The following is a 20,052-nucleotide window of genomic DNA, read 5'->3' as shown; positions in this document are numbered from 1 at the left end:
GTGACCTACGGCGACCCGGCCGGGTCTCCCTGCCCGTACGCCCTCCCGTGGGCCTGTCCGGAAGCGGGCGGGGTGGCTCTACCCAGCGTCCCGTTGCCGCAGGTCCACGATCCGGCGGATCTTGCCGACCGACCGCTCCAGCGACTCCGGCTCCACGATCTCCACCTCGACGGACACCCCGATGCCGTCGTTGACGGCCGCGACGATGGACCGGGCCGCCGCGTCCCGTGTCTCCGGGCCCGCGTCCGGGCGGGCCTCGGCCCGGACCGTCAGCCGGTCCAGTCGGCCTTCGCGGGTCAGCCGGAGCTGGAAGTGCGGCGCCACACCGGGCGTGCGGAGCACGATCTCCTCGATCTGGGTCGGGAACAGATTGACCCCGCGCAGGATCACCATGTCGTCACTGCGCCCGGTGATCTTCTCCATCCGGCGGAACGTCCGCGCCGTGCCGGGCAGCAGCCGGGTCAGGTCCCGGGTGCGGTACCGGACGATCGGCATGGCCTCCTTGGTCAGCGAGGTGAACACCAACTCGCCCCGCTCGCCCTCCGGCAGCACCTCACCCGTGATGGGGTCGACCACCTCCGGATAGAAGTGGTCCTCCCAGATCGTCAGCCCGTCCTTGGTCTCCACGCATTCCTGAGCCACACCCGGGCCGATCACCTCGCTCAGCCCATAGAGGTCGACGGCGTCGATCGCGCACCGCTCCTCGATCTCGCGCCGCATCTGCTCGGTCCAGGGCTCGGCCCCGAAGACGCCCACGCGCAGCGAGGTGCCGCGCGGGTCCACGCCCTGCCGCTCGAACTCGTCCAGCAGCGTGAGCATGTAGGACGGGGTCACCATGATGACGGCCGGTTCCAGGTCGCGGATCAGCTGCACCTGGCGGGCCGTCATGCCGCCGGAGGCCGGGACGACCGTACAGCCCAGGCGCTCGGCACCGTAGTGGGCGCCCAGGCCGCCGGTGAACAGCCCATAGCCGTAGGCCACATGAACGATGTCTCCGGGGCGGCCGCCGGCCGCCCGGATCGACCGCGCCATCATGTCGGCCCACATGGAAAGGTCGTTGTCCGTGTAGCCGACCACCGTGGGGCGTCCGGTGGTGCCGCTGGAGGCGTGCAGCCGGCGGATCCGCTCGCGCGGCACGGCGAACATGCCGTACGGGTAGTTCTCCCTGAGGTCGGCCTTGGTCGTGAAGGGGAAGAGGGCCAGATCGGTGAGGGAGCGGCAGTCCTCGGGGCGGACACCGGCCTTGTCGAAGGACGCCCGGTAGAACGGCACGTTGTCGTAGGCGTGCCGCAGCGAGGCGCGCAGCCGCTCCAGCTGGAGCCCGCGCAGTTCCTCGGGCCCGAGCCGTTCGCCCGCGTCGAGCAGGTCCCTCGCATCCGCCATCGCGTCCGTCTCCCTCGCCGTCCCGACATTCCGGACGACCGATCATTCGGTCGACCCATTCGGGGTCAGTAATTCAGGCCATGCGGTTCCAGGCAATAGGGCTGCGAGGAATTTCTGCGACTCTCCCGCCACGGGCGGTAAGGCATTGCGCATTGCGCCGGTGCGCGGCGGACCGACATGATCACGACTATGCCGACCTTCATCGCACCCGACGGCACCCGGCTCGCCTACCACCACCGGGGTGCCGGTGAGCCCCTCGTCGTCCTGCCCGGCGGCCCGATGCGTGCCTCCGCCTACCTCGGAGACCTCGGCGGGCTGGCCGCGCACCGCCGACTGGCCCTGCTGGACCTGCGGGGCACCGGTGACTCCGCGACGCCGGCGGACCCGGCGACGTACCGCTGCGACCGGATGGTCGAGGACGTGGAGATGTGGCGCGCCCACATGGGGCTGGAGCACATGGATCTGCTCGCCCACTCCGCGGGCGCGGCCCTGGCCATGCTCTACGCCGCCCGCCACCCGCAGCGGATCAGGCGGCTGGTGCTGATCACGCCCAACCCGTCCGCCCTGGGCATGCGGGCGACCCCGGAGGACCGGCTGGACGCGGCGCGGTCGCGCGCGGACGAGCCGTGGTTCGCCGAGGCGTTCCCCGCCTTCCGGGCCTGGCTGGCGGGCGAGGCGGACTTCGACGACGTGTTCCTGCCGTTCTTCTACGGCCGCTGGGACGATGTCGCCCGCGCCCACACGGACGCCGAGCTGGAGCAGACCAACGAGGACGCGGGGGAGCGCTACTTCGGCGACGGCGCCTTCACACCCGACGCCACCCGGACCGCACTTGCCACGCTGGCCGCGCCGGTCCTCGTGCTCGCCGGGGAAGTCGACGGCGGCCCGTGCCCCGACCTCGCCCGCCGTACCGCCGCGGCCTTCCCGAAGGCCGAGTGCACCGTCCAGCCCGCCGCCGCGCACTACCTCTGGCTGGACGGCCCGGAGTGGTTCCGGCGGCGCGTCCTCGCCTTCCTCGACGAGACCGTCCTCGACGAGCCGGCGGACGCCGCTCTGCCCTCGGCAGAACAGCGGCCAGTGCCGGGGCGACGCGGCTAGCGTGCCCGCCATGGACAGCACGGCGCCGCGCACCACCGAGGCGAACGGCATCAGGATCGAGGCGAACGGCATCGAGCTGGCCTGCCGGACCTGGGGCCCGACGGACGCCCCGCCCGTCCTGCTGCTGCACTGCCGCGGCGCCGACGGCGCGGACTGGACCCACGTCGCCGAGCGGCTCGCGGCACCCCCGCGTCCGCGCCGGGTGTACGCCCCCGACCTGCGCGGCCACGGACACAGCGACTGGCCGGGGGACTACCGGGCCGAGACCATGAGCGACGACGTCCGTGCGCTGCTTGCCGCCCTCGGCCACGACAGCGCCGATGTCGTGGGCCATTCGCTGGGCGGCCTCGTCGCCTACCTGCTGGCGCAGCGTCACCCCGGGGTCGTACGACGCCTGGTGCTGGAGGAGGTAGGCGCTCCCGTGCCGCTCGACCCGCCCCGGCCGCCTGCCGAACGGCCCGCCGAAGAGCCGCCCTTCGACTGGGCGATGATCCGGGGCACCGATGAGCAGCGCAACGCGCCCGATCCTGTGTGGTGGGACCACATGGACCGGATCACCATGCCGACGCTGGTCATCGGGGGTGGCCCCACCAGCCTCATCCCGCAGGACCACGTCGCGCAGCTCGCCGCCCTGATCCCGGACGCCTCGCTCGTGACGGTGGCGGCGGGGCACCTGGTGCACGAGTCCCGCCCGGCGGAGTTCCTGGCCGTGGTGCGGGAGTTCCTCGACGGACGACTCGTGACCGACGACTCGTGACCGACGACTCGTGACGGACGACTCGTGACGGACGACTCGTGACGGACGACTCCTGACCGATGGCGGACGGTGGCGGCGGGTTCAGCCCCTCTGCGGGCCGAACGCTGTGAGGAATCGGTCGCGGAAGCTGTCCATCGCCCAGATGGGCGCCTCCGCGGCGGGCTTCAGGCCCTCCGTCCAGCCCCAGCCGGAGACCCGGTCCAGCACCCTCGGGTCGCGCGCGACGATGGTGACCGGCACGTCCTTGCGGGGGCTGTTCGAGGTGACGGTCGGCACGGGCTGGTGGTCGCCGAGGAAGACCACGACCGTGTTCTCGTTGCCGTAGCGCCGCAGGAACCCGACGAGGCTGTTCAGCGAGTACTCGATGGAGGTGCGGTACTCGGTGCGCACGCTCTCCGGGTTGCCCCAGACCTCCTGCTCGGTCTTGCCGCCACGTCTGACCTGCTGGAAGACAGAGCCGTCACCCAGCGCCGACCAGTCCACCATGCGGGGCAGGGGAGCCCACGGATAGTGGCTGGAGGTCAGGATGATCTCCGCCATCAGCGGAGCGCGGCCCCGCTTGCCGAACTCCCGCCGCTGGAACGTCTCCAGCGCGAACTGGTCCGGCACCTGCGACCAGCCGAAGTCCGGGCCGTGGTAGTCGAGATGATGGCCGTCGTAGACATGGTCGAGGCCGAAGAACCGGCCCTCCGGCCAGGCCACCAGCACCCCGGGCACGACCCCGACCGTGCGCCAGGCGCCGGTTCTGCGGAAGGCTCCGGTGAGGGTCGTGCGGTCGCTGGAGGTGAGGGTGCGGAACCGCTGCTGGTTGCTGATCCACAGGCCGGACAGGAACGTCGAGTGGGCCAGCCAGCTACCGCCACCGGTCACCGGCGAGCGCAGCCATCCGCTGCGCGCCCCGAACCCGGCGGCCTTGAGCGTCGCGCCGCTCTGCTTGAGCACCGCGTCGATGCGCGGGGCCATCGCCGGGTCCTCGATCGCCGAACGGCCGTAACTCTCGATGAACGTGAACAGCACGTCCTTGCCGCGCAGGCCGGCCAGCAACTGGTCCGACGGCGTGTGGGCGAACGCGTCGACGGCGGCCTGCCGCCGGAAGAGACGCGCGTCCGCGAGGGAGACACGTACCTGCTTGGCACGGTCGCCGAGGAGGTCGGCGTCGAGAGTCGAGGCGACCGGCGCGCCGTCGGTGCGCAGGCCGAGCACCACGCACGTGATCCAGGCGGTGGTCAGCACCAGGACGACACGGACGGCCCGGGCGCGGTGACGCGCCATCAGGGCGGTCAGCCGGACCGTCGCGCCGGTGGTCAGGACGAGGACCGCGACCGCGAGGAGCACGGCACCGGTGATCGCGGCCAGCTCGCCGGAGCGGCCGGACGTCTCACGAAGATAGTCCGCCGCGTTGCCCAGCAGGCCCCAGTCCAGCACCAGGTCGAAGGGGCGGTACAGAACCGTGTAGAAGCCCACGTCGAGGCATTTGAGGAGGGTGACCAGCCCGATCAGCACACCGGCGGCCACCGCCCCGGCCCGTCGCGTCCGGGGCGGCAGCACGAGCAGTACGGCGGCGAGCAGGATGCCCTCGCCGGGCAGCCGCAGGAACGCGCTCGGGCCGAGGTGGTCGGGCTCGTTCGGCAGCAGCAGGGCGACCAGGAGCAGACCGACGGCGAGAACCGTCACAGCCACGGCCACAACCCGTGCCATACGGCTGCGCCCGCCGAGCCGACCAATCCGTGCGGCCAAGCTCTGCGCGTCGCGGATGCGCCTGCCGGAAGGGCCGGACGCCTCGAGCCCCTCTGCCCCCGCCCCCGGAGCAGAAGGCCCCCTGACTTCCGCGGGCCCGGCAGACCCCTCGACCCCTTCCGGCCCGATGGGCCCGTCGGCTCCTGACGCCCTTGCGACTCCCTCGTCTTCCGCCACCCCGCCTGGCCCGTCGTCCTCCGCCACCCCGCCAGGTTCCTCGCCCCCCGCCATCGAGGCAGGCCCCTCACTCTCCGCCGACCTGCCAGGCCCCTCGCCCTCCACCGCCCCGACAGGTCCCCTGGCTCCCACCGTCCCGGCAGCGGAGCCTCCACCCCCCGCCAACCCGTCAGATCGCCCAGCCCCAGCACCAGCCTCAGCCCCCGCCGCTCCGTCAACCCCCGCGGCTACCGCGTCTACCGCGGCTCCCCCCACACCCGTGTTCGGCTTGTCCGTGCTCCCCGGCTGGTGGTCAGGCGTGCGGTGCGTCACCCGGAGATCCTTCCGTGCGTGGCCGGTGCCGGTACGGAAGGCCGGGACCGGCGTCACTCGACCGACCGGCAGTCACCGAGCGTGGCCGGATGGCGTCGATCGTGCGCACAGAGTAGTCCCGAGGGACGGTGGGGGCGGTGGGACACCCCGGTCGCTATCGCTGGTCGGCGGTCACCGCCACCTCCCGTGCCCAGCGGTAGTCCGCCTTGCCGCTCGGGGACCGCTGGATGGAATCGGTGATCACCAGCTGGCGGGGGATCTTGTATCCGGCGAGCCGGGTGCGGCAGTGGCCCTGGATGTCGTCCAGCGACGGACGCGCCGCTCCCTCGCGCAGCTGCACCACCGCCGCCACATGGTTGCCCCACCTGGCGTCCGGGACCCCGGCGACCAGCGCGTCGTACACGTCCGGATGCGCCTTGAGCGCCTGCTCGACCTCTTCCGGGTAGACCTTCTCGCCGCCGGTGTTGATGCACTGCGAGCCCCGGCCGAGCACGGTGACCACGCCGTCCTCGTCGACCGTCGCCATGTCGCCGAGCAGGACCCAGCGCTGTCCGTCCTTCTCGAAGAACGTCTCGGCGGTTTTCCGCGGGTCGTTGTAGTAGCCGAGCGGGACATGGCCGCACTGGGCCACCCGGCCGATCTCGCCCGCGGCGACCGGTTCGTACGTTGCCGGATCCACCACGCGCGTACGGGAGTTGACCCGCAGCCGGAAGCCGCGCTCGGGACCCGAGTCCTCGGTCGCCGTACCGTTGAAGCCGGACTCTGAGGACCCGAAGTTGTTGAGCAGCACGGCGTTCGGCACCAGCTCGCGGAACTGCCGGCGCACCGTCTCCGACATGATCGCGCCCGACGAGGACACACTGAACAGGGCCGAGCAGTCCGTGCCCTTGAGCGGCCCGCTCAGCGCGTCGATCAGAGGCCGGAGCATCGCGTCGCCCACCAGTGACATGCTGGTGACCTTCTCCTTCGCGACGGTGCGCAGTACGTCCTCCGGTACGAACTTGCGGTGCAGGACGACGCGTTGGCCGAAGTTGAAGCCGATGAACGCGGTCAGCGTGGACGTGCCGTGCATCAGCGGGGGAGTGGGGAAGAAGGTGATGCCGGAGCCGCCGGCGGCGACCCGCTCGGCCAGTTCCTCCGGCGTCTTCACCGGCTCCCCGGTCGGCGCCCCGCCGCCGAGCCCCGAGAAGAACAGATCCTCCTGACGCCACATCACACCCTTGGGCATGCCGGTCGTGCCGCCGGTGTAGATGATGAACTGGTCGTCCCCGGAGCGGGCCGGGAAGCTCCGAACGGGCGAGCCGGCCGCCTCCGCGTCGGCGAACGCCACGGCCCCCGGCACCGCCACGGCCCCCGCCGCCGTCCCTGCCCCCGGCGCCACGGCCCTCGCCGAGCCCACCCGCAGCAGATGGCGCAGCTTCGGCGCCCGCGGCAGCGCGCCCGCCACCCGCTCCGCGAACTCGGCGTCGAAGACCAGCGCGACCAGGTCGGCGTCCCGGTAGAGATAGACCAACTCGTCCTGTACATAACGGTAGTTGACGTTGACCGGGACGATCCGCGCCTTCAGGCAGGCCAGCACCGTCTGCAGGTACTCGACACCGTTGTACAGGTGGAGACCCAGGTGCTCCCCGGGCCGAATCCCGCCATCGAGGAGGTGGTGGGCGATGCGGTTGGCGGCCGCGTCCAGCTCCGCGTACGTCAGACGGCGCTCCGCGCCGGTGCCGGGATGGTCGACGTACACGAGCGCCTCGCGGTCCGGGACCGCGTCGACGACCGACTCGAACAGGTCGGCAAGGTTGTACTCCACCGCTCCTCCTGACCCCGGCAGCCCTGACGAAGAAAGGTGAGAACCATCGCTTCGCCCGTCATCAGAGCAAAGGGCGCCGCAACTGGGAAGGCCTCACGCCAAGAAATCTGACTGTCTGTCAGAAAACCCTTGAAGTGCCTCCCCACCTACTGCAACCTGTTCTCGTTCTCACCGAGGGGAGAAAGCCCATGGGCGGGACGGAACACCTCACAGTGCGGCGCGAGGGCGCCACCCTGGTGCTCGCACTCAACCGGCCCGACGCCAGGAACGCGCTGTCGCTTCCGATGCTCGTCGGCCTGTACGACGGCTGGATCGAGGCCGACGAGGACGACGAGATCCGCTCGATCGTGCTCACCGGGTCCGGCGGTTCCTTCTGCGCGGGAATGGATCTGAAGGCGCTGGCCGGGAACGGCATGCAGGGCGAGCACTACCGCGACCGGCTCAAGGCCGATCCCGATCTGCACTGGAAGGCGATGCTGCGCCACCATCGCCCCCGCAAACCGGTCATCGCCGCCGTCGAGGGGTACTGCGTCGCGGGCGGCACCGAGATCCTCCAGGGCACCGACATCCGGATCGCGGGCGAGTCCGCGACCTTCGGCCTGTTCGAGGTCAGACGCGGGCTGTTCCCGATCGGCGGCTCCACCGTCCGGCTGCAGCGCCAGATCCCGCGCACCCACGCCTTGGAGATGCTGCTCACCGGACGGCCGTACAGCGCCCGGGAGGCCGCGGACATCGGCCTGATCGGCCATGTCGTCCCCGACGGCACCGCGCTCGAGGCGGCCCTTCGGATCGCCGAGCAGATCAACGCCTGCGGACCGCTCGCCGTCGAGGCCGTCAAGGCGTCGGTGTACGAGACCGCCGAGATGACGGAGACCGACGGCCTCGCGGCCGAACTCGCGCGCGGCTGGCCGGTCTTCGACACCGCCGACGCCAGGGAAGGCGCCCGCGCCTTCGCGGAGAAGCGGCCCCCCGTCTACAAGCGCGCCTGAACCGCCGAAGGAGCCCCCAGGATGCCCGAAGTCCTCCAAGCACCCCTCGTCGTCGAGTTCCCCTTCACCCGCTCCCTGGGTCCCGTCCAGAGCGCCTTCCTCACCGGCCTGCGCGAACGCGTCGTGCTCGGTGTGCGGACCACCGACGGACGCACCCTCGTCCCGCCCGTCGAGTACGACCCCGTCACCGCCGAGGAGATCCGCGATCTGGTGGAGGTCGCCGCCACGGGCACCGTCACCACCTGGGCGTGGAACCACGAGCCGCGCCGGGGCCAGCCCCTCGGCACCCCCTTCGCCTGGGTCCTGGTCCGGCTCGACGGCGCCGACACCGCCCTGCTGCACGCCCTCGACGCCCCCGGCCCCGACGCCGTCCGCACCGGCATGCGGGTCCGTGTGCGCTGGGCCGGGGAGCGCACCGGCGCCATCACCGACATCGCCTGCTTCGAGCCGTACGACGGGGAAGCCGGGCAACCGGGCGGTCACACGGGCGAGTTCGGGCAACCGCTCACCGGGATCGTCGCCCCGGCCCGACTCGACTACACCTATTCACCCGGCCGCGCCCAGTCCGCCTACATCCATGCCCTCACCGAACAGCGGACCGTCGGCGAACGCTGCCCCTCTTGCCGCAAGGTGTACGTCCCGCCGAGGGGTGCCTGCCCCACATGTGGCGTGGCCACAAGGGAACAGGTCGAAGTAGGTCCCCGTGGCACAGTCACCACCTACTGCATCGTCAACATCAAGGCGAAGAACCTCGACATCGAGGTGCCCTACGTCTACGCGCACATCGCCCTCGACGGCGCCGACCTCGCTCTGCACGCCCGGATCGGCGGCATCCCCTACGACCAGGTGCGCATGGGCCTGCGTGTCGAGCCCGTGTGGACCGAGGGCGCCCGCCACCCCGACCACTACCGGCCCACCGGCGAACCCGACGCCGACTACGACACCTACAAGGAGCTGCTGTGACCCGGCAGATCGCGGTCGTCGCCTTCGCCCAGACCGACCACCGGCGCTCCACCGAGGAGTCCTCCGAGGTCGAGATGCTCATGCCGGTGCTGCACGAGGTGCTGGACCGGACGGGCCTGAAGACCTCCGACATCGGCTTCACCTGCTCCGGTTCCAGCGACTACCTCGCCGGCCGTGCCTTCTCCTTCACCCTCGCCCTCGACGGCGTCGGCGCCTGGCCGCCGATCTCCGAGTCGCATGTCGAGATGGACGGCGCCTGGGCGCTGTACGAGGCCTGGACCAAGTTGCTGACCGGCGACGCCGACACCGCGCTCGTCTACTCGTACGGCAAGTCTTCGCCCGGCTCGGTGCGCGACGTGCTGACCCGCCAGCTCGACCCCTACTACGTGGCCCCCCTGTGGCCCGACTCCATAGCGCTGGCCGCCCTCCAGGCACAGGCCCTCATGGATGCCGGCCACACCGATGAGCCCGCGCTGGCGGCCGTCGGCGCCCGCAGCCGGGCGGACGCGGAAGCCAACCCGCATGCCCAGCTCAGGGGCGGGACACCGCACGGCGACTATGTCGTACGGCCCCTGCGCACCGGTGACTGCCCGCCCGTCGGCGACGGCGCCGCCGCCGTGATCCTCGCGGCGGGGGAGCGGGCCCGGGAGCTGTGCGCGCGGCCCGCCTGGATCCGGGGCATCGACCACCGCATCGAGGCGCACGGCCTCGGTGTCCGCGACCTCACCGACTCACCGTCCGCCCGGCTGGCCGCCCAGAAGGCCGGCGCCTTCGAACGGCCCGTCGACACCGCCGAGTTGCACGCGCCGTTCACCGCCCAGGAGGTGATCCTGCGCAGGGCGCTCCGCCTCGGCGACGACGTACGCGTGAACCCCTCCGGCGGGGCGCTGGCCGCCAACCCCGTCATGGCCGCGGGCCTCATCCGCATCGGCGAGGCCGCCGCCCGCATCCACCGCGGTGCCTCCGACCGCGCCCTCGCGCACGCCACCTCCGGCCCCTGCCTGCAGCAGAACCTGGTCGCCGTACTCGAAGGGGATCCACGATGAGCAAGGAGCCCGTGGCCGTCACAGGCATCGGCCAGACCAAGCACGTGGCCGCCCGCCGGGACGTGTCGATCGCCGGACTCGTCCGTGAGGCGGCCCGAAGCGCCCTGGACGACGCCGAGTTGACGTGGGCCGACATCGACGCCGTCGTCATCGGCAAGGCGCCCGACTTCTTCGAGGGCGTGATGATGCCCGAGCTGTACCTCGCCGACGCGCTCGGCGCCGTCGGCAAGCCCATGCTGCGGGTGCACACCGCCGGCTCGGTCGGCGGATCCACCGCGCTCGTGGCCGCGAACCTGGTCGCCGCCCGCGTCCACGGCACGGTCCTCACCCTCGCCTTCGAGAAGCAGTCCGAGTCGAACGCCATGTGGGGACTGTCCCTGCCGATCCCCTTCCAGCAGCCCCTCCTCGCCGGCGCCGGCGGCTTCTTCGCCCCCCATGTGCGCGCCTACATGCGGCGCAGCGGCGCCCCCGACACCATCGGCTCCCTCGTCGCCTACAAGGACCGGCGCAACGCCCTGAAGAACCCGTACGCCCACCTCCACGAGTACGACATCACCCTGGAGAAGGTCCAGGCCGCGCCCATGTTGTGGGACCCCATCCGCTACTCCGAGACCTGCCCGTCCTCCGACGGCGCCTGCGCCATGATCCTCACCGACCGCGCCGGAGCCGCCCGCGCGCCCCGCCCGCCCGCCTGGATGCTCGGCGGCGCCATGCGCAGCGAACCCACCCTGTTCGCGGGCAAGGACTTCGTCTCGCCGCAGGCCGGCAAGGACTGCGCCGCGGACGTCTACCGCCAGGCCGGCATCGCCGACCCGCGCCGGGACATCGACGCCGTCGAGATGTACGTGCCGTTCTCCTGGTACGAACCCATGTGGCTGGAGAACCTCGGCTTCGCCGCCGAGGGCGAGGGCTGGAAGCTCACCGAGTCCGGGGTCACCGAACTCGACGGGGACCTGCCGGTCAACATGTCGGGCGGGGTGCTGTCCACCAACCCCATCGGCGCCTCCGGCATGATCCGCTTCGCCGAGGCCGCTCTCCAGGTGCGCGGCCAGGCTGGAGAACACCAGGTGGACGGCGCCCGGAAGGTACTCGGGCACGCCTACGGCGGAGGCTCGCAGTTCTTCTCCATGTGGCTCGTCGGAGCGCTGCCTCCGGAGTCCTGAAAGTCCTCCCCACGTGGCCTGTTGGGCATCGTGAGCGGTCGCTAGGCTGACCCGCGGACGACGAACCGGGAGGAGCACGGACGTGGCCGAGAGCACGACCCAGCAGCAGCCGCTCGTGGGCTGGGACAAGCCGGAGCTGGACCTCAGCGAGGCCGAGTGGCAGTCCAGCAGCCGAGGTCTGGGCGATGTCCAGATCGCCTTTGTCGAGGGCTTCATCGCCATGCGCAACAGCGGCAGTCCGGGGGGCCCATCCCTGATCTTCACACCTGCGGAATGGGGTGCCTTCGTCTCCGGAGCCCGGGAAGGGGAGTTCGACCTCACCTGACCCCACCCGAGCGCCCGGCGCCGCACGGGCACCGGCAGCCGAACCGGGGGTGTTCCGCGCCGATTTCCGGACACGCGACCAGCAGGACCCCGCTGGGACCGAGGCCTGCGTCAGGCTGGGCCCGGGCCTGCCGGCCCAGCAGGGGGAAGGTCGTGTTCCGAAAGGTGAGGAACGATGAGCACTGCACCCGTCATCGCCGCGGTCGACGGTTCGGACGACAGCCTGCGCGCACTGGAGTGGGCCTTCGACGCCGCCCGCCGCCACACCGCCCCGCTGCGGGTGGTGCACGTACGGCAGTACGCCGCCTGGGGGCAGGCCGATGTGCTGGTCGCCGGGCCGCCCGAGGCGGAGGGCGACCCCGTCCTGGACGACGTGCGCACCCGGCTCGCGGACCGCGGCCCGCAGCCTTCCGTGGAGTACGTCGCCCTGGAGGGCGTCCCGGGCGCCGCGCTGCCGGAACTCGGCACGGACGCCCAGCTGTTGGTCCTCGGCTCCCGGGGCCGCGGCGGCTTCGCCAGCCTGCTGCTCGGCTCCAACGGCCTCGCCGCCGCCCGGGACGCCGAGTGCCCGGTGGTCGTCGTACCCCGGCCCGGCCGTCAGGTGCACGGGGACGGGCCGGCCGAGCCCGGGCCCCGGGTGGTCGTCGGGCTGCACGCCGACAGCCCCGACGAGGCCGCTCTCGCCTTCGCCTTCGCCGAGGCCGCCCTGCGCGCCGCCCGCGTCCAGGTGATCGCCGCCTACCCGTGGCCGGTGCAGACCTGGTCCGTCCCCGGCCAGATCCTTGCGCCCCAGGTCGACCAGGACGCCGTCGAGAACGAGACCCGTGCTCTCGCCGAGGGCTTCCTCGCCCCGCACCGCAAGCGGCACCCCGAGGTCCGTGCGGACGTCGAAGCGCTGCCCGGCGACGCGGCCGGCCATCTCGTCGCCGCCTCCAAGGACGCCGAGCTGGTCGTCGTCGGCCGGCACCGGCGGCGCCTGCTCGCGCCGGCCCGCATGATGGGCTCGGTCACCCAGGCCGTCCTGCTGCACGCGGCCAGCCCGATCGCCGTCGTGCCGCCGGGACCGTCCGAGGAGTGAGGCGGACGGGGACAGCGGCCGAGCAGGGGTAGCAGACCATACGGCGCTCGGCAATGCGTCCGGCGCCGACCGGCGGGCACCCGGCTGTGGTGTCCCGCGCCATGGTGCCGGGCCACACCGGGTTCGTACGGTTCCGCCACGCCCGGCGCTCCAGGCGCCGATCCGCGCACGAGCGCCGGGACACATGTCCGCCAAAGGAGCCGCCCATGTCCCTGCCGACGTTCAGAAAGGCGCCCGGAGCGACGCCCCGTGCGCGTCTGCTGCCCCGCCTCCTCGCCGTCGTGGCCGTCGTCCTCGGCACCGCGCTCGCCGGCCCCCTGCCCGCCGCCCGGGCGTCCGTGGCCCTCACCGAGGTGAGCGACTTCGGATCCAACCCGGGTGCCCTCACCATGTACGTGTACCGGCCCGCGTCCCTGCCCGCGCACCCGCCGGTCGTCCTCGCCCTGCACGGCTGCACCCAGAGCGCCCAGGTCTACGCCGACAACTCCGGCCTGCCCCAACTCGCCGACCGGGACGGCTTTCTGCTGGTGTTCGCGCAGACCTCCACCGCCAACAACCTGAGCCGGTGCTTCAACTGGTTCCAGACCGCGGACAACCGGCGCGGTCAGGGCGAGGCGCTCTCCATCCGCCAGATGGCGGGCCAGGCGGTGACCGCCTACGGCGCCGACCCGCAGCGGGTCTACGTCACCGGCCTCTCCGCGGGCGGCGCCATGACCGCCGTCATGCTCGCCACCTACCCGGACGTCTTCGCCGCCGGCGCCGTCGTCGCGGGCCTGCCCTATGACTGCACCAAGGACAACAGCCCCTACATCTGCATGAACCCGGGCGTCGACCTGAGCCCCGACGAGTGGGCCCGACGGGCGCGGGACGCCTACCCGTCGTACACCGGGCCGTGGCCGCGCACGGCCATCTGGTACGGCGACCAGGACACCACCGTCGTCCCGCGCAACGCCACGGAGCTGCGCGACCAGTGGACCGCGCTGCACGGCCTCGCCCAGACCCCGACCCGCACCACGGCCATCGGCCCCGACGCCACCAGGCAGGACCAGTACCTGGCCGCCGACGGCACGGTCGCCGTCGAGGTCGACCGAGTCCCCGGCATCGGCCACGGCACCCCCGTGGACCCGGGCACCGGCACCGAGCAGTGCGGCAGCACCAGCGCCCCCTACTTCCCGGCCTCGATCTGCTCCAGCTACTGGATCGCCCGGTTCTTCGGCCTGGGCACGTCCGATCCGGGCGGCGGCAGCGGCGGTGGTGGCACGGGCGGTGGCGGCAGCGGCGCTTCCTGCTGGACGGCGAGCAACTACGCCCAGGTGCAGGCCGGACGGGCCACCACCAGCGGCGGCTCCCAGGCCAGCCGCACCCGGTGATGGTGTTGTCGCACAACGCTTCGGGGGCCGCCTTCATGGCGGCCCCACATATGTCCGGCACACCCACTCCACCCCTAGCCTCCAGCGCGTCCACCGACCGCCGGAGGAATCCGTATGCCCGCCACACCGCCCGGACGTCCCACCCGCCGATCCGCTCTCCGCGCCCTGTCGCTCACCGCGGCTTGCCTGCTGCTGGCCACCCCGGCCACGGCGGCACCCAGCGGCCCACCGGACGGCCACTGCGCCGACCGCACCCACCTCCGGGTGCCGGGCGCCGCCCGCCAACAGGCCGACTGCCTGGGCGAGCTGACCACCGCCGGCACCGTGGCCTCCGGCCACACCGACCCCGCCGACTACGCCGGTCTCACCCCCAAGGACCTGCCCACACCCAGCGGCGTCCCCGGCATCCAGATCGACGGCTACTTCCCGGACACCTCCACCACCAACACCGACCACGGCTGGAACCACGACTCCCAGTTCGTCATCCGGCTGCCCGACCACTGGAACGGCGGCCTGGTCGTCGCCGGAACGCCCGGCAACCGGGAGCAGTACGCGAACGACAAGGCCATCGCCGACTGGGTGCTCGCCCGCGGCTACGCCTACGCCGCCACCGACAAGGGCAACACCGGCACCGCCTTCTACCGCGACGGCCGCCGTCCCGGCGACGCCATCGCCGAGTGGAACACCCGCCTCACCCAGCTCACCCGAGCCGTCCGCACTGTCGTTGCCCAGCGCTACCACCGGCCCCCGGCCCGCACCATCGCCACCGGCCTGTCCAACGGCGGCTACCTCGTCCGCTGGCAACTGGAGCACCACCCGGAGCTGTACGACGGCGGAGTCGACTGGGAAGGCACCCTCTGGCGCACTGCCGGCCCCAACCCGCTCACCTTCCTGCCGCCCGCGCTGCGCGCCTACCCCGCATACGCCGCCGGCGGCACCGGAGCCGCCGAGGCCGAGGCCACGCTGCACCGGGCCGGCTTCCCGGCCGGCTCGGAGTTCCTGTGGCCGTACCACCACCAGGTCTACTGGGACCTCACCCAGCGCATCTACCGCGAGGAACTCGACCCCGGCTACGACGGAGCCACCGAGGCCGGCACCCCGTTCTGCCGCTCCGGCACACCCGCCTGCGACGCCGACTACGACTACGCGGCCCGCCCCGCGGCCGTGCACCGCGCGGTCGACCGGATCGCCCTCACCGGACGCATCGGCAAACCGTTGATCACCATCCAGGGCACCCTCGACGTCCTGCTGCCGATCAGCCAGGACTCCGACGTCTACACACGCATGGTCCACGCGGCCGGGCGCGGGGCCCTGCTGCGCTCCTACCGCATCGAGGACGGCACGCACACCGATTCGCTCGTCGACGCCTTCCCCGGCAGGCTGCGCCCGATGGTGCCCTGCCACCGCGCGGCCTTCGAGGCCCTGGAACGCTGGATCGCGGGAACCGGCCTTCCACCCGCCGACCACACCGTCCCGCGCCCGCCCGGCGCCACCATGGCCACGCTGCTCACCAACTGCCCCCTCAACTGAGCGGCGGCGCCCCGAAGGGGTACGCCGAGAGGGCCGCGGGGAAGCGCGCGACCGGCGACGAGGGCCCCGCAGACGATCACACGATCAACCCGTACCCGATCTACGGCCCATCCCGGCTCTACCGGCGCAGCCCAGGCACGTACCATGGCCGCATGTCGTTCCTCCGCCGCCGCAGCGCCACTCCCGCCGGGCCCGACTTCGACGTGCTGGCCATGGACCCGGGCGACTGGCCGGGCAACCTCGGCGCGGGCCTGCTGCCCGCCCCCGACGGCACCTGCCAGGGTGTCTTCCTGCGCTACGACCTCTTCGGCGGCCGCGGCCCCGCCATGATCATCGGCAATCTGCCGGAGGGCTCCCCGGCCCGCGAGGTCGCCGAGGGCGAGATCCCCTTCGAGGTGGGCCAGCTGCTGCTGGCGCTGGAGAACGACGAGGAGGTCACCGTCGTCGGCGTCGAGGACACGCCGGTCCTCCAGGGTGACAACCTCCTCATCGTGCGGCGGCTGAAACTGTCCGAGTCCCGGATCTCCTGCGTCCAGTTCGACCGCAGCGACGGTGTCCTCGTCACCATCGCCGCCTGGGACCGCCCCATCACCGACGACCTGTACGCCCTGCTGAAGCCGCTCCCGGCGGAGCTTTTCCAGCAGGGCTGAGGCCGCCCGCCCGCGGCTAGCGGGTCCCGCTCTGGAGGGTCACGTCCTCGGCGCGGACGAAGCCGACCCGGTGGCCGTACTGGATCTCGTAGTACAGGTCCTTGCCCACCACGACCCGGTGCGAGTCGGTGGTGAAGGTGACCGAGTAGTCGTACTCGCCCGCCACCTCGTCACCGACCACGTACCTCTGCCCCGCCGGGATCGTGTACGGCAGCGGCACGACCGACTGCGCGGGGACGCCCTCCGGGTAGGCCTCCTTCTCCGGGTAGGCCCGCCCGTACACGGGGATGCTCGTCAGGCCGTCCTTCGGTGTGATCACCAGTCCCTTGGCGGGCACCGCCGTCGGTGCGCTGCGCGGGTTGAGGAACCAGGCCTTCTGGCCCAGGTACCAGATCGCGGTCCAGTCGCCCCAGCGGTCCGCGACCGCGTACTGCTGACCGGTGGCGACCCGGGACGACAGGTCGTTGACGTCGATGGTCGGGTCCGTCTTCATGCCGATGTCCTTGATGAGCGGCGCGTTCACGTCGTGGTCCGAGTACAGCCGGACCGCGCTGGAACCGTGCGCCGTGCACGGATCGGCCTTGGTCGTGCAGCCCGTGTACGCCGGCTCGTTCGAGGCGTAGTTCGGCAGGATCGTCACCAGCGCGGACTGCTGGCCGGCGGTGCGCCTGAACGGGTGGCCCAGCAGCTGGAAGTAGTGCCGCCAGTCCCAGTACGGACCCGGGTCCGTGTGCATGCCGGGGATCGTCGACGCCGTCGGACCGGGCACGTTGTCGTGGCCGAGGATGTGCTGCCGGTCCAGCGGGATGCCGTACGTCCAGCTCAGGTACTTCACCAGCCGGGCCGAGGACCGGTACATCGCCTCCGTGTACCAGGCGTCGGGGTTGGCCAGGAAGCCCTCGTGCTCGATGCCGACCGACCGGGCGTTGATGTCCCAGTTGCCGGCGTGCCAGGCCACGTCCTTCGCCTTGACGTGCTGGGCGATCAGCCCGTCGGTGGAGCGGATGGTGTAGTTCCACGACACATAGGTGGGGTCCTGGACCAGGTTCAGCACCCCGTCCCAGGTGCCCTCGGTGTCATGGATGACGATGTACTTGATGCGCTGCGACACCGGGCGGTCGCCGAGGTCGTGGTTGCCGTAGTCGTCGTTCCCGAACTGGGCGTACGGCGCCCACACGGCCTCGCACGACACCGACCGGGGGCACTCGACGTCGTCCGTGGGCAGTGTGCGCAGGCGCGCCCGCTTCAGCTGGGCGGCGTCGGCGGTCAGCCTCGGCTGGGCCGCGAGGGCGACCAGCTGGCCGGCGTCCGTGGTGCGCTCCTCGCCGGTGCGCAGGACGTCGTACACGTCGCCCGCGTACGCGGCGGCTGTCGCCGTGTCGTCGGCACCGGAGAAGCGGGCCACCGCCCCGTACCATTCGGCCGGGTCGGCGCTCAGCGGTTCGCCCAGTTCCCGCTGCGCGGCGGCGAGCAGGGCGGCGCCTCCCGCCACGTTCGCCGCCGGGTCGGTGCGCAGTTCCCCGGTCGGCAGACCGGTCAGCTTCGCGGCCTTCGGCAGTGTCTTCAGCCGGGCGGGCAGCGCGGACTCGGCCGGTTCCCTGACCTTCGGGTGCACGGCGCCGCGGGAGCCGTCGCCGCGGGCGTCCTCCGTGCCCTCGGCGAGATGCTCCGTGGTGGCGATCGCGGTCCGGGCGTCGGTGAGGTGCATCGGGCCGTAGCCGCCGGTCACGCTCGGCGCGCCGGCGTGCCAGTCCCAGCGGGACTGGAGATAGGAGACGGCCAGCAGGACGCTCTGCGGTACGTGGTACTCGGCCGCGGCGGTGGCGAAGGCCTGCTGCAGCCGGTGCGTGGCGTAGTCCGGGGCGCTCTGCGCGGGTGCCGCGCCGAGCAGCGGCACCAGCAGGGCCGCGGAGGCCAACGGGCCAGCGGCCCGCCGTAGTTGTCTGTGGCCGGGTGTGGGCGTGGAGTGCGTGGCGGAACCTCGCAATGCGGCCTCCTGAGACGGGCGGGCGTGGCGGGGCGTACGGCGCCGAGCTGGGTCAGTGGTACCCGCTGGCCGACGATCCGTCAATGATGCCTTCAGGACGGCGATTTCCCATGTCACGGAGGGGGTTCGGCGAGTTTCGCGGCGGCGGTGCCCGGGCCTGCGGGGCGTCACTGGCGTACACCAGTGGCCACTTCACGCCCGCATGTGCGAATCGGGCCCGAATGTACGAAGGTCCGCGGTGCGCCGCCGCTCTGGCGCACCGCGGAACCGTCGTCCCCGTCAGCGAGTGCCGACCGCCGCGCGGACGGCCTTGCGGGCCATCTGGCAGTCGTCGTGCAGCCGCCTGAGCAGCAGCCGCTGTTCCTCGCCGGACGGCGCAGCACCCGGGTGGGCCAGGCCCGGTGCCGCCGGGGCCGCATCGTGCATCGAACGCTGCACGGCCGTCTCGTACGTACGGATCTCCCGGGTCAGCACCAGCATCAGGTTCACCAGGAAGGCGTCCCGGGAGGCCGGGCCCGCCGCCTGGGCGATCTGGCTGATCTGGCGCCGGGCCACCGGCGCGTCCCCGAGGACCAGCCACAGCATCGCCAGGTCGTACCCCGGCAGATACCAGCCCGCGTGCTCCCAGTCCACCAGCACTGGACCGGCCGGTGACAGCAGGATGTTCGACAGCAGGGCGTCGCCGTGGCAGAACTGCAGCATGCCCTGGCGGCCGACCTCGTGGGCGATGCCGTGCAGCAGTTTCTGCAGGTCGCCCAAGTCCCGGTCGGTGAGCAGGCCCAGCTCGTGGTACCGGGAGATCCGGGCGCCGTAGTCCAGCGGCATGTCGAAGGTGCCCGCCGGCGGCCGCCAGGAGTTCAGCCGGCAGATCGCGCCCAGCGCGACCCGGATGTCCGCGCGCGGTGGCGCCTCCACCGGATGCCGCTGCAGCGCCGCCACCCGGCCCGGCGCCCGCTCGATGACCAGAGTGCAGTTGTCCGGGTCCGCTGCGATCAGCCGGGGCACGCGGACCGGGGGCCGGTGCCGGACGAACGAGCGGTATGCCGCTATTTCGTGGCGCGTCCGCTCGGCCCAGGCCGGAGAGTGGTCCAGCAGACACTTGGCGACAGCCGTGCTGCGCCCTGTCGTCCCGACCAGGAGGACGGACCGTCCGCTGCGCCGCAGCACCTGCACCGGAGCGAACTCCGGACAGATCCGGTGCACCGAGGCGATCGCGGTGCGCAGCTGCGCGCCCTGAGGACCGGACAAGTCCAGTCTTCCGCTGAGCGGTTGGGTACCGGGCTGGCCCGGTACCCGCCGGGGCCGGCCCGCGACCGGCACGGGTCCGCCTGGACGCGCCACCGGGTCGAGGTACGGCCCGCCGCCCGCCGGGCGGGGACGCAGCGGCCGGGGCGGGGCGGACACGGAGGACGATGCTGCGTACATGGGAGATACAGATCCCTTCGTGTGCCTGCGGTGCCTGCCTGTGGTTCCGTGCTCGGCGCAGCTGCGCGGGGCCGGTGCTCCGGGGAGCCCGTACTCCGATCGCATGCACTACGAGCGTGCGCCCGCCCGGCCCGGCCGCCCGGATGCACCCTGGGGAATGCACCCGTCAGCTCCGATCAGACCGGAAGGCGACCGGGTCGGGGTGGCGCGTTCCTACTCGACACCCGATGCCCAGTGGCACACCATCTGGCGGACC

The 20,052-nt window shown here is 72.3% G+C and carries 16 protein-coding genes; 11 read left to right on the top strand and 5 right to left on the bottom strand.

The window, feature by feature from the left end:
- Positions 1 to 78: 78 nt before the first annotated feature.
- On the bottom strand, positions 79 to 1,383 hold the full coding sequence (gene paaK / locus AB0L75_RS13975; protein ID WP_365180161.1) for a phenylacetate--CoA ligase PaaK: 1,305 nt from the start codon (positions 1,381 to 1,383) through the stop codon (positions 79 to 81).
- A gap of 189 nt (positions 1,384 to 1,572) precedes the next feature.
- On the opposite strand from paaK, the gene AB0L75_RS13970 reads away from it, so the two are divergent.
- Together AB0L75_RS13970 and AB0L75_RS13965 are read left to right on the top strand one after the other, a co-directional pair.
- Positions 1,573 to 2,481, top strand: a complete 909-nt coding sequence (locus tag AB0L75_RS13970; protein ID WP_365180158.1) for an alpha/beta hydrolase — start codon at positions 1,573 to 1,575, stop codon at positions 2,479 to 2,481.
- A gap of 10 nt (positions 2,482 to 2,491) precedes the next feature.
- Positions 2,492 to 3,238, top strand: a complete 747-nt coding sequence (locus AB0L75_RS13965; RefSeq protein WP_365180156.1) for an alpha/beta hydrolase — start codon at positions 2,492 to 2,494, stop codon at positions 3,236 to 3,238.
- An 81-nt stretch (positions 3,239 to 3,319) separates the two neighbouring features.
- On the opposite strand, the gene AB0L75_RS13960 is transcribed toward AB0L75_RS13965, so the two are convergent.
- Together AB0L75_RS13960 and AB0L75_RS13955 are read right to left on the bottom strand one after the other, a co-directional pair.
- On the bottom strand, positions 3,320 to 4,936 hold the full coding sequence (locus AB0L75_RS13960) for a sulfatase (RefSeq protein ID WP_365180153.1): 1,617 nt from the start codon (positions 4,934 to 4,936) through the stop codon (positions 3,320 to 3,322).
- Between the two features lie 682 nt (positions 4,937 to 5,618).
- A complete protein-coding gene (locus AB0L75_RS13955; protein WP_365180150.1) occupies positions 5,619 to 7,271 on the bottom strand; it encodes an acyl-CoA synthetase in 1,653 nt (550 codons plus the stop codon).
- A gap of 188 nt (positions 7,272 to 7,459) precedes the next feature.
- On the opposite strand from AB0L75_RS13955, the gene AB0L75_RS13950 reads away from it, so the two are divergent.
- From AB0L75_RS13950 to AB0L75_RS13910, 9 genes are all read left to right on the top strand, one after another.
- Positions 7,460 to 8,260 carry a crotonase/enoyl-CoA hydratase family protein gene (locus tag AB0L75_RS13950; protein WP_365180147.1) on the top strand — a complete coding sequence of 267 codons (801 nt, stop codon included), beginning with the start codon at positions 7,460 to 7,462 and terminating at the stop codon, positions 8,258 to 8,260.
- 21 nt (positions 8,261 to 8,281) lie between these two features.
- A complete protein-coding gene (locus AB0L75_RS13945; RefSeq protein ID WP_365180144.1) occupies positions 8,282 to 9,223 on the top strand; it encodes an OB-fold domain-containing protein in 942 nt (313 codons plus the stop codon).
- A complete protein-coding gene (locus tag AB0L75_RS13940; RefSeq protein WP_365180141.1) occupies positions 9,220 to 10,269 on the top strand; it encodes a thiolase domain-containing protein in 1,050 nt (349 codons plus the stop codon). Before AB0L75_RS13945 ends, AB0L75_RS13940 begins: the two co-directional genes overlap by 4 nt.
- Complete coding sequence (locus tag AB0L75_RS13935; RefSeq protein WP_365180138.1) at positions 10,266 to 11,432, top strand: thiolase domain-containing protein; 1,167 nt, start codon at positions 10,266 to 10,268, stop codon at positions 11,430 to 11,432. The genes AB0L75_RS13940 and AB0L75_RS13935 overlap by 4 nt, the downstream gene beginning before the upstream one ends.
- An 82-nt stretch (positions 11,433 to 11,514) precedes the next feature.
- Positions 11,515 to 11,757, top strand: coding sequence for a DUF397 domain-containing protein (locus tag AB0L75_RS13930; RefSeq protein WP_365180135.1), 243 nt, complete (start codon positions 11,515 to 11,517; stop codon positions 11,755 to 11,757).
- 174 nt (positions 11,758 to 11,931) lie between these two features.
- Positions 11,932 to 12,834 (top strand): universal stress protein, encoded by a 903-nt coding sequence (locus tag AB0L75_RS13925; protein WP_365180132.1) that lies wholly within the window; start codon positions 11,932 to 11,934, stop codon positions 12,832 to 12,834.
- A 206-nt stretch (positions 12,835 to 13,040) separates the two neighbouring features.
- Positions 13,041 to 14,204, top strand: coding sequence for a PHB depolymerase family esterase (locus AB0L75_RS13920; RefSeq protein WP_365180129.1), 1,164 nt, complete (start codon positions 13,041 to 13,043; stop codon positions 14,202 to 14,204).
- A 114-nt stretch (positions 14,205 to 14,318) separates the two neighbouring features.
- Positions 14,319 to 15,734, top strand: a complete 1,416-nt coding sequence (locus AB0L75_RS13915) for a 3-hydroxybutyrate oligomer hydrolase family protein (protein WP_365180126.1) — start codon at positions 14,319 to 14,321, stop codon at positions 15,732 to 15,734.
- 152 nt (positions 15,735 to 15,886) lie between these two features.
- The gene (locus AB0L75_RS13910) at positions 15,887 to 16,384 is read left to right on the top strand and encodes a hypothetical protein (RefSeq protein ID WP_030339601.1); all 498 of its coding nucleotides are present in this window, start codon (positions 15,887 to 15,889) and stop codon (positions 16,382 to 16,384) included.
- Positions 16,385 to 16,400: 16 nt separating this feature from the next.
- Here AB0L75_RS13910 and AB0L75_RS13905 read toward each other — a convergent pair whose 3' ends face one another.
- Positions 16,401 to 18,371 carry an N-acetylmuramoyl-L-alanine amidase gene (locus AB0L75_RS13905; RefSeq protein WP_365180122.1) on the bottom strand — a complete coding sequence of 657 codons (1,971 nt, stop codon included), beginning with the start codon at positions 18,369 to 18,371 and terminating at the stop codon, positions 16,401 to 16,403.
- A 279-nt stretch (positions 18,372 to 18,650) separates the two neighbouring features.
- Positions 18,651 to 19,796, bottom strand: coding sequence for an aminoglycoside phosphotransferase family protein (locus AB0L75_RS13900; RefSeq protein WP_365180119.1), 1,146 nt, complete (start codon positions 19,794 to 19,796; stop codon positions 18,651 to 18,653).
- Between the last annotated feature and the right edge of the window lie 256 nt (positions 19,797 to 20,052).

The sequence above is a fragment of the Streptomyces sp. NPDC052101 genome (assembly GCF_040680235.1).
Taxonomy (GTDB): Bacteria; Actinomycetota; Actinomycetes; order Streptomycetales; family Streptomycetaceae; genus Streptomyces.
Note: the sequence above shows the minus strand (reverse complement) of the source record. Positions and strands in the feature narration are given on the sequence as shown.

Excerpts from the sequence above, each read along its gene's own strand:
- AB0L75_RS13935 (WP_365180138.1), top strand. The coding sequence starts at position 10,266 with ATGAGCAAGGAGCCCGTGGCCGTCACAGGCATCGGCCAGACCAAGCAC.
- AB0L75_RS13960 (WP_365180153.1), bottom strand. The coding sequence starts at position 4,936 with ATGGCACGGGTTGTGGCCGTGGCTGTGACGGTTCTCGCCGTCGGTCTG.
- AB0L75_RS13915 (WP_365180126.1), top strand. The coding sequence starts at position 14,319 with ATGCCCGCCACACCGCCCGGACGTCCCACCCGCCGATCCGCTCTCCGC.
- paaK (WP_365180161.1), bottom strand. The coding sequence starts at position 1,383 with ATGGCGGATGCGAGGGACCTGCTCGACGCGGGCGAACGGCTCGGGCCC.
- AB0L75_RS13945 (WP_365180144.1), top strand. The coding sequence starts at position 8,282 with ATGCCCGAAGTCCTCCAAGCACCCCTCGTCGTCGAGTTCCCCTTCACC.
- AB0L75_RS13950 (WP_365180147.1), top strand. The coding sequence starts at position 7,460 with ATGGGCGGGACGGAACACCTCACAGTGCGGCGCGAGGGCGCCACCCTG.
- AB0L75_RS13970 (WP_365180158.1), top strand. The coding sequence starts at position 1,573 with ATGCCGACCTTCATCGCACCCGACGGCACCCGGCTCGCCTACCACCAC.
- AB0L75_RS13910 (WP_030339601.1), top strand. The coding sequence starts at position 15,887 with ATGTCGTTCCTCCGCCGCCGCAGCGCCACTCCCGCCGGGCCCGACTTC.
- AB0L75_RS13965 (WP_365180156.1), top strand. The coding sequence starts at position 2,492 with ATGGACAGCACGGCGCCGCGCACCACCGAGGCGAACGGCATCAGGATC.
- AB0L75_RS13920 (WP_365180129.1), top strand. The coding sequence starts at position 13,041 with ATGTCCCTGCCGACGTTCAGAAAGGCGCCCGGAGCGACGCCCCGTGCG.
- AB0L75_RS13925 (WP_365180132.1), top strand. The coding sequence starts at position 11,932 with ATGAGCACTGCACCCGTCATCGCCGCGGTCGACGGTTCGGACGACAGC.
- AB0L75_RS13900 (WP_365180119.1), bottom strand. The coding sequence starts at position 19,796 with ATGTACGCAGCATCGTCCTCCGTGTCCGCCCCGCCCCGGCCGCTGCGT.